The organism is Oceanobacillus oncorhynchi, assembly GCF_000821065.1.
Taxonomy (GTDB): domain Bacteria; phylum Bacillota; class Bacilli; order Bacillales; family Amphibacillaceae; genus Oceanobacillus; species Oceanobacillus oncorhynchi.
Window position 1 is genome coordinate 2,210,754 of record NZ_CDGG01000001.1, and the last position, 15,629, is coordinate 2,226,382.

At 41.5% G+C, this 15,629-nt stretch carries 15 protein-coding genes and 1 pseudogene; 7 read left to right on the top strand and 9 right to left on the bottom strand.

All coding sequences use genetic code 11. From position 1 onward, the window contains the following. Window positions 1–416: 416 nt before the first annotated feature. From BN997_RS10490 to BN997_RS22230, 4 genes and pseudogenes are all read left to right on the top strand, one after another. Window positions 417–1,493, top strand: a pseudogene (locus BN997_RS10490) (BCCT family transporter); the annotation flags it as partial. A 168-nt stretch (window positions 1,494–1,661) separates the two neighbouring features. Further along, the gene (locus tag BN997_RS10495) at window positions 1,662–3,023 is read left to right on the top strand and encodes an IS4 family transposase (RefSeq protein ID WP_042531668.1); all 1,362 of its coding nucleotides are present in this window, start codon (window positions 1,662–1,664) and stop codon (window positions 3,021–3,023) included. Then, entirely contained in the window at window positions 2,947–3,465 is a 519-nt protein-coding gene (locus BN997_RS10500; RefSeq protein ID WP_084612917.1) for a BCCT family transporter, read from the top strand. Before BN997_RS10495 ends, BN997_RS10500 begins: the two co-directional genes overlap by 77 nt. Before the next feature lie 51 nt (window positions 3,466–3,516). Continuing rightward, on the top strand, window positions 3,517–3,900 hold the full coding sequence (locus tag BN997_RS22230) for a hypothetical protein (protein ID WP_052484982.1): 384 nt from the start codon (window positions 3,517–3,519) through the stop codon (window positions 3,898–3,900). A 46-nt stretch (window positions 3,901–3,946) separates the two neighbouring features. Here the strand turns inward: BN997_RS22230 and thrB are convergent, their stop codons facing one another. Genes thrB through BN997_RS10520 form a run of 3 tightly spaced genes read right to left on the bottom strand, consistent with a single transcriptional unit; the run spans window position 3,947 to window position 7,177 of the window. Then, entirely contained in the window at window positions 3,947–4,822 is an 876-nt protein-coding gene (gene thrB / locus BN997_RS10510) for a homoserine kinase (RefSeq protein WP_042532062.1), read from the bottom strand. Continuing rightward, on the bottom strand, window positions 4,819–5,880 hold the full coding sequence (gene thrC / locus BN997_RS10515; RefSeq protein ID WP_042532064.1) for a threonine synthase: 1,062 nt from the start codon (window positions 5,878–5,880) through the stop codon (window positions 4,819–4,821). The genes thrB and thrC overlap by 4 nt, the downstream gene beginning before the upstream one ends. A 1-nt stretch (window position 5,881) precedes the next feature. Further along, window positions 5,882–7,177: a homoserine dehydrogenase gene (locus tag BN997_RS10520; protein WP_042532066.1), complete on the bottom strand. Its 1,296-nt coding sequence runs from the start codon at window positions 7,175–7,177 to the stop codon at window positions 5,882–5,884. A gap of 239 nt (window positions 7,178–7,416) precedes the next feature. Between BN997_RS10520 and BN997_RS10525 the strand changes: the two genes are divergently transcribed. Further along, a complete protein-coding gene (locus tag BN997_RS10525) occupies window positions 7,417–7,617 on the top strand; it encodes a hypothetical protein (RefSeq protein WP_042532067.1) in 201 nt (66 codons plus the stop codon). Between the two features lie 94 nt (window positions 7,618–7,711). On the opposite strand, the gene BN997_RS10530 is transcribed toward BN997_RS10525, so the two are convergent. Continuing rightward, window positions 7,712–8,881 carry an MFS transporter gene (locus BN997_RS10530; protein ID WP_042532069.1) on the bottom strand — a complete coding sequence of 390 codons (1,170 nt, stop codon included), beginning with the start codon at window positions 8,879–8,881 and terminating at the stop codon, window positions 7,712–7,714. Between the two features lie 270 nt (window positions 8,882–9,151). Here BN997_RS10530 and BN997_RS10535 point away from each other — a divergent pair, with 270 nt between their 5' ends. Together BN997_RS10535 and BN997_RS10540 are read left to right on the top strand one after the other, a co-directional pair. Beyond that, window positions 9,152–9,973 (top strand): squalene/phytoene synthase family protein, encoded by an 822-nt coding sequence (locus BN997_RS10535; RefSeq protein WP_042532071.1) that lies wholly within the window; start codon window positions 9,152–9,154, stop codon window positions 9,971–9,973. A gap of 322 nt (window positions 9,974–10,295) precedes the next feature. Next, the gene (locus BN997_RS10540) at window positions 10,296–11,852 is read left to right on the top strand and encodes a BCCT family transporter (RefSeq protein ID WP_042532072.1); all 1,557 of its coding nucleotides are present in this window, start codon (window positions 10,296–10,298) and stop codon (window positions 11,850–11,852) included. A gap of 78 nt (window positions 11,853–11,930) precedes the next feature. Here BN997_RS10540 and BN997_RS22550 read toward each other — a convergent pair whose 3' ends face one another. From BN997_RS22550 to thiW, 5 genes are all read right to left on the bottom strand, one after another. After that, entirely contained in the window at window positions 11,931–12,728 is a 798-nt protein-coding gene (locus tag BN997_RS22550; protein WP_084612918.1) for a hypothetical protein, read from the bottom strand. Between the two features lie 119 nt (window positions 12,729–12,847). Next, a complete protein-coding gene (thiE, locus tag BN997_RS10550) occupies window positions 12,848–13,468 on the bottom strand; it encodes a thiamine phosphate synthase (RefSeq protein WP_042532074.1) in 621 nt (206 codons plus the stop codon). After that, window positions 13,458–14,243 (bottom strand): hydroxyethylthiazole kinase, encoded by a 786-nt coding sequence (gene thiM, locus BN997_RS10555; protein WP_042532076.1) that lies wholly within the window; start codon window positions 14,241–14,243, stop codon window positions 13,458–13,460. The genes thiE and thiM overlap by 11 nt, the downstream gene beginning before the upstream one ends. Then, window positions 14,233–15,054 (bottom strand): bifunctional hydroxymethylpyrimidine kinase/phosphomethylpyrimidine kinase, encoded by an 822-nt coding sequence (gene thiD / locus BN997_RS10560; RefSeq protein ID WP_042532078.1) that lies wholly within the window; start codon window positions 15,052–15,054, stop codon window positions 14,233–14,235. Before thiD ends, thiM begins: the two co-directional genes overlap by 11 nt. A 33-nt stretch (window positions 15,055–15,087) precedes the next feature. Beyond that, a complete protein-coding gene (thiW, locus tag BN997_RS10565; protein ID WP_276325313.1) occupies window positions 15,088–15,552 on the bottom strand; it encodes an energy coupling factor transporter S component ThiW in 465 nt (154 codons plus the stop codon). Window positions 15,553–15,629: the final 77 nt, after the last annotated feature.

A 15,629-nucleotide genomic window follows, 5' to 3' on the forward strand; every position in this document is an offset into this window, starting at 1 on the left:
TTTCCTGTTTTTTTATTTCTAAATACTTTTTGAATATCCTCTTTTAGAAATTTTTCCTCCCTTCGATTACAAGGATGATACGATTAATGGCCGCTTATCTTCGCTGTAAAACCGCTTTTTAAACTACTTGCATCTGCACAGTCTTTGGGTATGGATTCGAAGAAAAATCTACCTTATCTACACTAAGGGAAGTTGTTTTTAAAACAGGTATTATTCACTAATTACATTGGAATTTCAGCATAGCTTGGAACACGGTAATTCTCTATTAATTGCTGTTTTCAAACCGTCTCCCGGGAGGGCTTCTTATAATAAAAGATTTAATAAGAAGGAGATATACAAAGGTTTGATAGTATAGCGACCCGGGTAATAGTTAGAATACTTGTACATAAAAACAAATAAATAGAAGAGGTGTAGGCATGAAAAGTGTAACAAGCGTGTTTTGGTACGCTTTAGCTTTATGTATTATTGTAGTTCTTTGGGGCTCCTTTGCTCCTGTTAATTTAGAAGGGGTTACATTAGAGATTACTACGTTTATCTCTGAAAAATTTGGTTGGTATTACTTATTATTAGTCATGTTAACGCTGGTATTATGTGTGTATCTTATTTTTTCACGATATGGAAATATTAAATTAGGGAAAGAACATGATAAACCTGAGTTTAGTTTATTATCATGGTTTACTATGCTGTTTAGTGCAGGAATGGGGATGGGATTAGTATTTTGGACAACTTCCGAACCAATTTCCCATGCTTTTATCAGTTCTCCTGGAGCAGAACTGGGCTCAGAGCAAGCGCTTAACGACAGCTTAAAATATGCTTTCTTTCATTGGGGGATGCATGCCTGGGCAGTATATGGCATGGTGGCACTGGTATTAGCATACTTTAAATTCCATAAAGACACCCCGGGACTCATTAGCGCTACATTAGTCCCGCTGTTCGGCAAGAAAGCAATGCAAGGTCTTCCAGGAAAAATCATAGATACCCTGGCTGTATTTGCTACTGTCGTTGGTGTTGCTGCGACCTTAGGGTTTGGATCTGCGCAAATTAATGGCGGGCTATCCTATTTATTTGGTACACCTGGAACTTTTCCAGTGCAGCTGCTCATTTTAGTCATAGCAACTGTCCTGTTTATTGTTTCAGCCTGGTCCGGGATTGGCAGAGGAATAAAATACTTAAGTAATTTTAATATGGGTCTGGCATTTATATTATTACTCCTGCTATTTATCATCGGACCTACTTTATACATTCTTAATATGTTCACACATACATTAGGAAGCTATGTATCAGACTTTTTTGAGATGAGTCTGCGAATGGCTCCTCAGAATGCAGAACAGAGAGGCTGGATTGATGATTGGACGATCTTTTATTGGGCATGGTGGATTTCTTGGTCGCCATTTGTGGGCATCTTTATTGCCCGCATTTCTAAAGGGAGAACGATTAAGGAATTTATGCTGGGCGTGTTATTTGTTCCAGCTATTGTCTGTTTTATTTTCTTTACTCAACTTTCGCACCTAGAAAAACTTAATAAAATCAATAAGCTCAAGTACTTGTAGCTACTGTAGTAGGTTGCTTGACACAGATTTTAAACATGAAAAAACACCTTTCCGTTTGGTATAGTTGATTTGTCTAGAATCACTACCAAAACAGAAGAGGTGTCTCCTACCATGATAGCGAATAATGACCCGAATAAGCAACTGCCAACTGAAATAAAATCTGTATTTAAAGAATTAGGTGTTCTAAAACATTTGCGTAACGCTGGAATTACCAAGTCTTTTGGCATTTCTAGTGCTATTATTTTTCAATTAATCTTTCGTCTCATCTTTGAACATAAAAATTGGTTTCGTATGCTGGATAGTAAGAAGTCCGCAGATCTTCCGGCGAAAGATACGGTTTATCGCTTTTTAAACAAGTCTACTTTTAATTGGCGGCGTTTTCTGCTTGCCTTGGCTTCTTCTGTCATTTCAAAAGTATCTGCCTTTACGAGTCATCGTCGTCCTAAAGTATTTATCATCGATGATTCCTCTTATGACCGGAATAGAAGCAAAAAAGTAGAGTTATTAGCCCGGTGTTTTGATCATGCTTCTCAAAAGATGAGGTTTTATAAAGGGTTCCGCATGTTAACTTTGGGATGGTCCGATGGCGCAACTTTTATGCCTGTAGACTTCTCTTTATTAAGTTCGAAAAAGCATCAGATCAATGGTATTTCTAAAGACATCGATAAGCGCAGTTCTGGATATAAACGTCGCCAGGAAGCCTTACAAACCGCACCGGAACAAATTCCGGGTATGCTTCAGCGTGCCATGAATGCCGGGATAGATGCTTCTTATGTGTTAATGGATTCCTGGTTTACCCAACCGCCTCTGATCAAAGACATCAAAGAACAAGGACTTGATGTGGTTGGCATGGTTAAAAATTTAAAACAACGTTATCTGGTAGATGGCAAACATGTCAGTTTAAAAGAACTTTATCGTCTGGCAAAACCGGCATTCGGCAAGAAAAGCATTCTTCGTTCCATTCACACCACACAAGCCAACGGTGTGCCGGTCAAAGTCGTATTTGTGCGTAATCGTAATAAAAAGAGCGACTGGCTCGCTATTTTGAGTACAGATTGTACCCTTAGCGATCAAGAAATTATTCGTATCTATGGGATGCGCTGGGATATTGAAGTCTTTTTCAAGACAACCAAATCGCTTTTGAATCTACAAAAAGAGTTCCAAAGCCGGTCTTATGATGCCCTTATCAGCCATACCACGATTGTATTTACAAGGTATATCGTGCTTTCTTGGCAAAACCGTTGTAACTCGGATGATCGAACACTAGGCGGCTTATTTTATGAATTATGTGATGAAATTGATGAACTGGATTGGGCTGTTGCTTTACAGCAATTAATCGAGATTCTTGATGATGTCATCCAGCATACCAATAAAGCAATACAAAAATTAATCAAAAATCAAGTACAGCAATGGGTGGCAGGTTTACCTAACTATATCAAGGGTTACATGTCTATTTCAGTGTGCGAAAGTTGAGTTCTTTACTGTTTTTGGTGCTTCCGCTTTAAACTTGGAACAGAATGGAATTGCTAAAATATCGGAATTTGCATTGGAAACTTCCACGTTTGGAGTTTTAAATGAATATCCATTTGGAACGATGATGTCTATCATTACCATAATTGTAGTAGCCGTCTTCTTTATTACATCTGCTGACTCGGCTACGTTTGTACTGGGAATGTTAAGTACGGGAGGAACTATTAATCCGCGCAATTCTGTTAAAATTATGTGGGGAATGATGCAATCAGCTGTTGCAGCAATTATTGTTTACTTCGGCGGTACGCAAGGTCTGCAAAATATGCTGATTATTGCGGCGCTTCCGTTCTCCATCGTAGTTATCCTCATGGGTGTTTCATTTTTTAAATCGGCCCACCAGGAACAAGGTTACTGGAAAAAGCAAACGAAAAAGAAAGAAGGCTAGGGGTTTTAGATGACTGGATAAAGGAAATAAAAAAGAGGAGGAGGAGATAAAATGACAAGAACATTACAAATCATTGGTCTGCTGTGTATACTATTTATTGTCAGTGCTTGTCAAGCTGATACAGAGCAGGAAGTAAATAATAATGCTGATGAGAATCAAGAGACGACAGAAGAGAATGAATCAGATACCGGCACTTCCGCTGATAATAATACAGACACCTCCTATGAATATGAAGAGCAGGAAGTCATTGGCGGACAGATTGATGAGGGAGACTATGATGTGGTTGTCGAAACAGATAATAAAGGAACGCGTGTAATGTTTTATGAAATCGATGGAGAGAAATACTATAAAACCATCTTTGTCAAAGACGATAACCGCTTAAAAATCATTGATATTCAAAATGATAATGGTCTGATCTATAATGAAACCATATAAAAAATGTGCAAGCGTCTCCCATCCGCGCTTGCACATTTTTACTATTTTAAGAAATCGAAACCCCTTTTGTATCAATCTCTAAAACCTTTACTTGATACCCTTCAAGTTGTTTTGCCATCGTTTCTTTCACTGTTTCCCCATTTCCTTTTGCTACAAAAGAAAGCATGGTTGGTCCGGCGCCGCTTAAAGCTGTACCAAATGCTCCAAGCTCTTTCGCTTTTTCACGAATAGCATCAAAATTAGGTATGAGTGTTTTACGAAAAGGCTCGTGAAATAAATCGTTCTCGAGCATTTTCCCAAACAATGGATAATCCTTGGAATAGAGTGCAGCAACAACCAGGTTGCTCATTGCACTAGCTCTTGCTGCATAGTTACGTTCATATGTATCTGGCAGACAATCTCTGGCAACTTCTGTTTTCAGCTCTACTTCTGGTATATACGCAATTAAATCTAATTCAATATCATGAAGCCGGACAGAAGGAATATCATCATCGAGCATAGTAGAAATCGTTAATCCTCCAAATAAAGCCGGGGCAATATTATCAGGATGCCCTTCGATTTCTGTCCCAAATGCTAATTTCTGTTCATTTGTTAACTGCAGGTTTCCCAGCTGATTAGCCAGTTCAATTCCTGCAACAATCGCAGAAGCACTGCTGCCCAAACCTCTGGCCAGCGGTATTTCACTGACCTCCTGCACCTTGCAGGGAGGCAAGGCAGTCCCGTATCGTGCAGCTACCTGCTCTGTAATGTTCCAAATAAAATGATTTTCTTGGGGTTTTTCAGAGCCGTGTGCGAAAAATGCATGATGATCAGAAGCTTCTACGTCCAAATGAATATACAGACCTAATGCAAGGCCCATGGAATCAAAACCAGGGCCAAGATTAGCACTGCTTGCCGGTACAGAGATGCGAAACGGCATCATGACGTAATCATCTTCTCTAAATATTCAAGGATAGCCGTTTCGTCATTTGGCAGGGATACAGGGTCGATGGTCAGCTGGTCAATAGCTGTTTGCGGATCTTTTAAGCCATTACCTGTCAATACAGCTACAACCTTGCTTCCCTGTGGAATTTTACCTGCTTTTACCTGTTGGATAACGCCAGCAATGGAAGCCGCTGAGCCCGGTTCTGCAAATACACCTTCTTTGCGCGGAAGAAGCTTAAATGCAGATACAATTTCATCATCTGTGACAGAACCAATCATTCCGCCTGATTCTTCTCTTGCCTGAACTGCTAAATCCCAGCTCGCCGGGTTACCAATTCGAATGGCTGTTGCTACCGTTTCCGGATCTTCAACTACTTCATCTCTGACAATAGCTGCTGCACCTTCAGCTTCAAAACCAAACATTTTTGGAAGGGCTGTACCTTTGGATGCATTAAATTCTTTAAAACCTTTCCAGTAGGCACTGATATTTCCAGCGTTGCCGACCGGGATTGCTAAGATGTCAGGAGCTTCTCCAAGCTGCTCACAAACTTCAAAGGCTGCTGTTTTTTGTCCTTCCAAACGATATGGATTCACAGAGTTTACTAGAGTAATAGGCGATTTTTCGCTGATTTTACGAACCAGCTGCAGCGCTTGGTCAAAATTGCCTTCAATTTCTACGATTTCTGCTCCATACATGACAGCCTGAGCCAGCTTTCCAAGCGCAATCTTTCCTTTAGGGATAACGATAATCGCCCGCAGACCTGCACGAGCGGCATAAGCTGCTGCCGATGCAGAGGTATTTCCGGTAGAAGCACAAATAACAGAGTTACTGCCTTCTTCTATGGCTTTGGCAACAGCCATGACCATGCCGCGGTCTTTGAATGAGCCGGTTGGGTTTAAGCCTTCAAACTTCCCGTATAATTCAATTCCCAATTCCTTTGACAGATTTGGAAAATGATAAAGTGGTGTATTTCCTTCTGATAATGATAAAGCGGGTGTTTTATCTGTGACAGGAAGTAAGTCACGATATTCTTCAATTAACCCTTTCCAAGCCATCTTACGCATCTCCTTCTACTTTGTAATAGCTTTTTATCTCGTTTACTGCATCAAATGATTTTAATTGATTCAGTACTTCTTCAAAATGAGAGTATGGTGTATCATGTGTAACCAGCACAATCTCTGCAGAATCTTTTTCATCCACAGGTGTCTGTAAAATACGCTGGAAGCTGATATCCTGTTCATGGAAAATCGATGAGATTTCTGAGAATACCCCCGTTTTGTCCTCCACGCATAGGCGCACATAATATTGACCATGCTGTTTCTCTTTTGGACGTAATGTTTTTGGAAACTGCATGTCATTTAACTGCTTTCCTGACACGCCTAAACGCATCGCTTTGATAGCTGCGATAACATCGGATAGAATAGCAGTCGCTGTCGGGAGGCTGCCGGCGCCCGGGCCATAGAACATGGTCTCCCCAACTGCTTCACCATACACGTATACTGCATTATATTCATTTTTTACGCTTGCCAGCGGATGATTTTTCGCCAGCAGGGTAGGTTCGACACTTACTTCTAATTCATGGTCGAAAAAGTTTGCAAATCCGATAAGCTTCATAGTATATCCCAACTGTGCAGCATAACGAAGATCTTTTAATTCAATGCCATGGATACCTTCTACCTCCACGTCCTGCAAATCAACAGGTGTAGAGAATGCCAGACGGCCAAGGATAGCCATTTTTCGGGCTGCATCTAAGCCTTCTACATCAGATGTCGGATCTGCTTCAGCAAAACCGAGCTGCTGTGCATCTGCAAGTGCATCCTCATAGCTTACGCCTTCTTCGTCCATTTTTGTCAGGATATAGTTTGTTGTTCCATTGACAATCCCCATAATTTTTTGAATATGATCAGAGGATAAACCCTCGTTAATTCCGCGAAGGATAGGAATGCCACCGGCAACACTGGCTTCATAATAAAAATCACAATTATTTTTTACTGCAGCCGCCTGTAACTCAGGACCATGAACAGCCACTAAGTCTTTGTTAGCTGAAACAACATGTTTTTTATTGGAAAAGGCCTTTAAAATATATTCCTTTGTATGATCAATACCGCCCATTACTTCAATAACAAGATCGATATTCGGGTTTTCCAGAACATCATCGGGGTTGGTTGTTAAAAGGCTTTGATCCACATCAATATTCCGAGCCTTTTCGATATTACGCACAAGTACTTTATCCACTTCGACTTTACAGCCTAATTGATGGGCTAATTTTTCCTGATGATCTTCAATCAAGTGAATAACTCCTGATCCAACGACACCAAGACCTAATAAACCTACTGAAACCTTCTCTTCCATCTTACCACCTCTACGCTTCCTATTGTATATTGAATTTATTTAAACATGAAAAAGAGAGTAAGGCAATAGCGAATTTTTAGAAAAGATAAGCGTTTATATATGTAACCGTTTTCTTAAAGCGAAATAATCAGTGATTTAAAAAATCGTCACATTTTAGAATGGTTTTAACGGAATGAATCCAGCGGCTGTGCCATTTTTGCTATTTTTTCATATAAATAGATAAAAAGGGGATGAGAACTGTGCGAATTTATCATCTCGGAGCATTATTTATTATTTTCTTAAGCCTGGGTGTAAGTATTGGCTATAGTATCGGGAAAACAGAGATTTTTGCGCTGGCTGGGTTTATTTTAGGAGTGTTTCCTATTGTCATATACAGACGAACTATTATAAAGAAGGAAAAGAGCTCATGTGGTGAGAAAGATAAACAAACGTATTCCTGAGGCAGCTGTTGTTTTCCGTTAAAAATATAGCGTGTGGGCAGAAAGGAACCCCTCTGAAAACTGAAAAAAAGAAGCTTTCAGAGGGGTTCATATATTATTCAGGTTCAGCTGTAACCTGCGGACGTTTATATCCCTTTAGGGCAATCAAAGCAGTAAACAGACCTAATAAAACGATTGCTCCGCCGACATAGGCATTCTTATCTACACTGGCCTGTTCAATGACGATGCTTCCAACAAAGGATCCGACTGCAATACCCAGATGCAAAGCAGAGTTATTTAGGCTGACCAGGATGCTCGAATTTTGTGGAGAGGTCTCAATCAAATAGCTTTGAACCGGTGGAGAGACTGCCCAGCTGAGCATTCCCCATAGAATAAGCACGACAAGGAATAATACCACATGGAATGATGAAGCAGGGATAATTATAATCGTAGCTACAAATAAACCAATGGCAGCAAGAATGGTTCGTTTTGGTCCAAATAAATCGGATAATGTGCCGCCTGTACCACCGCCGCTGACAGCAGAAATACCAAAAATCAGATAAATGGCGCTTAACCAGATGCCGTCCAATTCCATAAAATCCTTTACAAATGGATTCAAGTAGCCGTATAACGCAGTATGCCCAGCTAACACAAAGAACGTAGTCAGCAGGATAAAAAGAATTTTTGGGTTGCGAATCATTTTTAGCTGTGTTGTTATCGGCAAGGGCTTTTCCGAAGAAGGAACACGCTGCATAAACAAATAAACACATATAATAGAAGCAACTGTTAAGAGAGCAATAAGTACAAACGGCGCCCGCCAGCCAAATGATTCACCGAGTATTAAACCAAATGGAATTCCGAAAACCAGAGATCCGCTTACTCCCATACTTACGGTGCCGATAGCCCGACCGCGGTAAGCAGGCTTCACAATCGAGGACGCCATCATTGTACAAAGTACAATTAATAAGGAAGCACTTGCTGCGGAAATAATTCTGCTAATAAAAATCATCGTATAGTTCAAACTAAAAACAGCTAGTATATTTCCCAGCAAAAAGATGAATAAAGAAATAATCGTCAGCTTTTTCCGTTCCACAGAAGCTGTTAAATAAAGTAAAATAGGAGAGGAAACAGCAAAAACCAGAGAGAAAATCGTAATCAAAAGTCCTGCCTTTCCTAAGGATACGTCTAAGTCTGTTGCGACTAAATTGAGAATGCCGCCAATAATTAATTCAACCATTCCGACAACGAATGAAATGGTCATTAACAAATACACACCTTTATTCATAAAACAACACGCCTTATCTATAATTATCTTGGATTAGTTATGATTGTCTAAACAAACGCTTTCAGCATCTATACTTATTGCGAAGAAAAGCAAAAACTCCCACGGAATGAATTTTCGTTTTACAAAACACTATTTATTATCTTAGCTTAAAAGGAACAGATAGCACAAGAATTTTATGTGAAAATTAATGAGAATTCAACACTTTTAAGGAAAAAAAGAAACTTGTTTGTTATACTGGTATTAACCGCATGAAATAAGGAGGAGTTTTGGGTGAGCAGCAAAGCAACATTAGAAAAAGATGCAATGAAGGTTTTAAAACAGACGAGCAGAACATTTTATATCCCCATTAAACTGTTGAACAAAACGTTGCGGAAAACAGTTGGTTCAGCTTACCTCTGCATGCGCGCTGTGGATGAGATAGAAGATCACGAGGAAATGGATGCAGAAGTAAAGCAGCACTTATTAATGGAGACAAGCCGTTTGTTGAAGGAACCTGTGTTTCCGCGTGGAGCTTATGAGCAGTTGGTAGCTCCTCATGAAAAGGAACTTCCAGAGGTGACATTGCGCCTGCCGGACTGGATTGATTTTTGCCCCGATGATATCGAGCAGAAAGTAAAAGATTCAACCAGTGAAATGGCAGAGGGGATGGCCAAGTGGACAAGGAAAGAATGGAATGTACAGACAAAAGAAGATTTAGATGAATATACATATTATGTAGCCGGTCTTGTCGGCGTAATGCTGTCTGATATATGGAATTGGTATGATGGGACCGAAACAGATCGTGACTTGGCTATTGGCTACGGTCGTGGATTACAGGCTGTGAATATATTACGGAATGTGGACGAGGACGCAGAACGAGGAGTCGGATTCTTTCCGGATGACTGGTCCAAAAAAGAAATGTTTGCTTACGCTGAAGCGAATTTGCAAAAAGCAGATCAATATATGACGCAAATTACTACGAAAAATATCCTGCTTTTCTGCCGTATTCCACTGGCACTTGCGCATAAAACATTAAATGCTCTGAAAACCGGGAAAGAAAAAATGTCCAGAGATGAAGTGGAAGAAACCGTTGATAAAATTATTAATTCGTAAGACTTGAAAAAATAAATAAAAATTATCAGAAGAAAATCTCGCTATATTCCGCGAGATTTTTTTATTTTGGGGACTGAGAAGGGTTTAATAATGTTTAATAAGGGAAATACTTCTATATTCAAAGTAATTCGCTGAATAGGTCTTTAAAATGCGGGTTGTGTTGTAGGAAGCACGTAACTATAATAGAAAGATATGTGCTAATAAAACACGTGAGAGGATAAAAGCGTGTCAAGGATTTTACGGAAAAGCTGCTTTTATCCCCAGGTCTATCCATGATATATAAATGTAAGGATAGGCGCTTACACAAAACAGGAGGTAAAATGTGAAGTCAGGAAAAGGAAAAGGTTTAGATTGGCCAGTTTTTTATATCAGTGGAGGATTTTTAGTAGTATTTATTATCCTGTCGCTGATCAACAGTGATATGGTGGATAATGCAGTAAATACCCTATTTAATTTGTCTGCTGATTGGTTTGGAGCTTATTGGCAAATACTCTTATTCCTTAATTTCGCTATCGGTTTAGGATTGGCGATATCAAAGTATGGAAAAGTAAGATTAGGAAAACAGGATAAACCTAAATACAGCTATTTTGGCTGGGTTAGTATGATATTAGTTACCTTGCTGGCTGCAGGCGGTGTCTTCTGGGCAGCTGCCGAGCCAATGTATCATTATATGGATACCCCGCCGCTTTTTGGCGGAGGACAATTTAACTTTATTGAAGGGGCATTTGCTCAAGCATTTATGCATTGGGGATTCCTTGCATGGGCAATTCTTGGTACCTTAGCTGTTATCGTTATGATGTATGTCCATTATCAAAAAGGCTATCCATTAAAGCCGCGTGGATTATTATATCCTATTTTTGGAGAGAAGATTTTTGAAAAAAGTGTTATCGGTACGGCTGCAGATGTCGTATCTATTATTGCAACAGCAGCAGGAACATTGGGCCCGCTCGGGTTCTTGGGGCTGCAGATTTCTTATGGTTTAAATCATTTATTTGATGTTCCGAACACATTGACAATGAGCATTGTAGTAGTGGTCGCTCTGGTTGCGGTAGCAGCAATTTCGGCAGCGACTGGAGTAGATAGAGGAATTTATCATTTAAGTAACTGGAATGTCCAATTTACCATTCTTCTTGGCGTTATTGTTCTTATTATTGGACCTACTGCATTTATAATTGATGGATTTGTCGGCGGAACGGGTGTGCATATTCAAAATATGTTCGAGATGATGTTCTACCGAGGAGACGGCGAATGGCTGTCAGGCTGGACACTCTTTTTCTGGGCATGGTTTATTGGCTATGCGCCAATGCTTATTGTCTTTATCAGCCGGATTTCCAGAGGAAGAACGATTCGGGAGCTGGTTATTGCAGTATCAGTGGCAGCCCCGCTTGTAACGAATTTCTGGTTCTCCATTGTTGGCGGAACAGGTATTTTCTTTGAAATGCAGGATGAAGGTTCTGTTTCTACTGCATTAGCAGAGGGCGGTATGCCGGCAGCTGTGATGGCAATTACCGATCAGCTTCCGCTTGGCACCGTAATGGGCGTTGCATTCTTGCTGGTATCGATTGTATTTGTTGCTACAACAGCCGATACCATGTCTTATACCGTTGCAGCTACACTATCGGGCCATGATAATCCGAAGCGCTGGTTACGGGTATGCTGGGCTGTGCTTTTTGGAGCATTTACAGCAGCTATTCTTTCCATTGGGGAAGACAGTATTACATCGATTCAAAACTCGATTGTTATATCTGCTGTACCGGTATCGTTACTGATACTGCCGCCTCTTTGGAACGCGCCGAAAATTGCAAAGAAAATGGCGCTGGAGCAAGGGCTGATCTGGCAGCGTGAAATGCGTAAAAAAGAAGATAAAAAATATAAATAAAGAAATGAAAAAAATGGACAGCGAAGGCAATGCTCTTCTGCTGTCCATTTTTTTCATTATATACGGATGTTATCATCCTTACATACATTGGAAGGATTCAATGCTATTTAAGTCCATCCCAAAGTAAACCCAGCGGAACCCGTTCCAGCGAAATCCGGCAATCGAGTTTCTTCCTAAGAACGTCGGGAAGGCCCAAAATCCTCTGCCATGATTTGGCCAAATATAGGTGAAGCGGAACATGCAATGTCTGATACCGCCAGGGTCGACTGCGAATGTCTGCACCTGTTGTTTTTGCGGCACAAAATTAGGCGGCGGACCCATCGGAGGCTGGCTGTTCATCCCGCCCATTCCTGCCGGTGCAGGCTGCTGCCCTTGAGGTCCTTCATTTCCTCCGTTCTCAGGGAAATTTGGGAAGGATGGAGCTGGCGGCCAATTAGGAAAGGCCCCTCCATTCCCATTGTTATTTGGAGGTTCAGGGAACATATCTATCATTTGTTCCATCATCCCCTCAGGGAAATTTGCTCCATTTCCATTTGGTGCACCAGGAAAAAAGCCGCCGATTCGCTCCGGCGATGAATGATGCTCCTGCTCATATGGAGGCACCATATGGTTCGCAGGCTGCTGCTGTTCATATGGAGCCGCCATAGGATTAGCAGACTGCTGATGATCGTATTGAGGCGGCATAGAATTAGCAGAATACGGTTCTGCCTGATAGCCGCCCTCTCCGCCAGATTTTCCGTCCGGTCTGCCGGTAAAAGCTCCATTGGAATAGTCATGCTGCGGCGCTGGCTGAAAATAATTATTTAACATCTGTCCGGGCAGGTTATTTTGTCTGTTTTCCTGCCCGTTTGGATGCTGTGGTTGAAAATGATTCATAATTTTCCTCCTCTATTAGGCTGATGTTCCCTAATAGCATATGAGGTATCTGCGTTATTTGCGCTTCATTATAGGCAGAATGGGCGCCATTAGCAGATAATAAAAATGGAGGGTGCCCGTTATAACTTATCTGCAGCTTCCTTAATATCATCGGCCTCTGTAACAGCAGTAATAAAGGAAACACCGTCAGCACCTGCTTCTATGGCAGAATGGGCATTTTCTGTCTGAATGCCTCCAATTGCCACGATTGGTATATCTGGAAATTGAGCGCGGATGGTATGAATCCACTCCAGTCCGACCGTTTGTTTTGAATCCTCTTTTGTAGACGTTGTAAAAATAGGACCGACACCAATATAATCCACCAGCTCAAGCGGACTCCGATCCAGTTCCTCCTGTGTGGAGATGGATAAGCCAATGATTTTATCTGAAAACCTGGTGCGAACTTCTTTGACAGGCATATCATCCTGTCCGACATGTATCCCATCCACCTCCAATTCCTCCGCAAGCTCAATATCGTCATTAATAAAGAATGGAACATCATGTGCGCGGCAACGTTCTCTAAGCTCCCTGCCAAGCTGAAGCTTTTTCTCTCCGCTCAATGATCCAGTCCCTTTTTCACGAAATTGAAATGTGGTAATACCGGCAGCAAGCGCTTCTTCTAAAACAGCGTTAGGGTCTCTATGACAGTTTTGACTTCCCATAATAAAATATTTTCTTAATAGCTCTCGATTAAAAATCATCTTCCAATCCTCCATTTAACTGCTTCGGTGTAAAGGATAAGGCATCAATAAAGCTTGGTAAAAAAGTTCCCGGACCATGTACATGCGGCAGTTTTGCTGCATGTTCAGCCGCCAGTCCGTAAAAGCTTAGTGCGGAGCTGAGCTGCTCTGAGACGGTGTAAGAAGTCGTCAGGCACGCGGCAGCAATAGACCCTAATAAGCACCCGGAACCAGTAATATTAGAAAGAAGCGGATGCCCTGTTTGATTATAAATTAGTTTTTGATCAGCATGGATAACGTCTGTTTTTCCAGTTATCACAATTGCAGTATCATATTTTCTGCCTGCTTGCTCTGCAATTTCATCTACATTTCCTTCGCCGACAGAATCTACTCCGCGTGATTGGATGTTTGCATCGACCAGGGAAGCAATCTCACCTGCATTTCCTTTGATAACTGTTGGACGTACCTCTTGTAGAATCTTTTCGACCATGTCTTTTCGAAAAGAGCTCGCAGCCACGCCAACGGGATCCAGAACAACAGGAATTCCTTTTTCATTAGCGGCTTTGCCTGCAGTAATCATTGCATCGGCTTCGCTTTCTAAAATGGTGCCGATGTTCAAGACAAGTGCATCGGAGGCCTTGGCCATATCTGTAGCTTCCCGTATTTCCTTTGCCATGACAGGACTGCCCCCAAAAGCCAGCAGTCCATTTGCATTAAAGTTCATGACGACCTGGTTGGTTAAATGATGAATAAGCGGTGTGTTGTTTCTGGCTTGCTGAATAATATCAGGATTCATGCGTAATCTTCCTTTCTGTGGTTTCCCGGATAGCCCAATGATTTGTCGGGCCGTTCCCTTTTCCAAGGTCAAAGGATTTCGAAATGGAAGCAGTCACAAATGCTTTTGCTTTTTTTACTGCTTCCGGAAGCGGACAGCCTTTCCCCAAATAAGCAGCAATCGCAGCGGCATAGGTACAGCCTGTTCCGTGCGTATTCTTCGTATCAATGCGTTCTGCAGCATAGCTATGCATTTTTTTCCCGTCATAAAGAAAATCGATTGCTTGTCCTTTTAAATGGCCGCCTTTTATTAAGGCTGCATCTACACCATATTCATGAACAAGGTATTCGGCTGCGCCTTTCATATCATCTTCAGTTGTAATGGATCGTCCAGTCAGGAATTCTGCCTCCGGAATATTCGGTGTTGCAACCGTTGTTAATGGAAGAAGGTATTGCCGTAAAAAGCTGCGGCCCTCTTCATCAATCAATGAGTCCCCGCTGGTAGCCACCATCACTGGGTCCATGACATAAGGTGCATCAACCTTCTCCAATTTTTTTACGATTAATTCCATCATCTGCTTACTTGCAATCATTCCTGTTTTCACAGCATGGAGGGGCATATCTTCTAACACTGCATCCAGCTGGTCCTCAATCATGGAAAGCGGCATATGCTCTACAGAGCGGACCCCTGTCGTATTTTGAGCTACAACGGAAGTGATCACGGACATGCCATAGGTTTTTAACTCCTGAAATGTTTTTAAATCTGCTTGAATACCGGCGCCACCGCTAGGGTCTGTACCGGCAATGGTTAATGCACAACGAACCTGACTCATAATAAAAATCCTCCTTGGATAGAATAAAGTAAATTATTTTGTTAAAGAAAACTGCTGTGCCGGGAGACGGCTGACTAACAGCCAGCCAATCAATGCACCAGAGACACTGCTTACAACAAATGCCGGGATAAAGGCAAATGCTCCCGCAGAGCTTCCCATAAGCAGATTGGCTATCGGAACTGCAAAGAAAGAGCCGATAATTCCGGTGCCAATAATTTCTCCAAGAGCTGCCATTGGATATTTCTGCGTTTTCTTATACAATACCCCAGCAGCAAAAGCTCCAATCATTGCTCCAGGAAAAGCAACCAAGGTTCCCAGTCCTAAAAGGTTTCGGAGCAGGCTAATCATCAATGCGACAATAACTGCCGGACCCGGCCCGAGCATAATCCCGGCAATAACATTGATAGCGTGTTGAACAGGATAGGCTCTGGCAACTCCGGCAGGAAACCAGAGCAATTGTGATCCAATCGTTCCGATAGCAACAAGTACAGCCATCATTGTTAACAGGCGTGTGCGATTTTTCAATCCAATCATCTCCTTCTAATTTAAGGGAAATGAAAAGGTAACTACTTTGT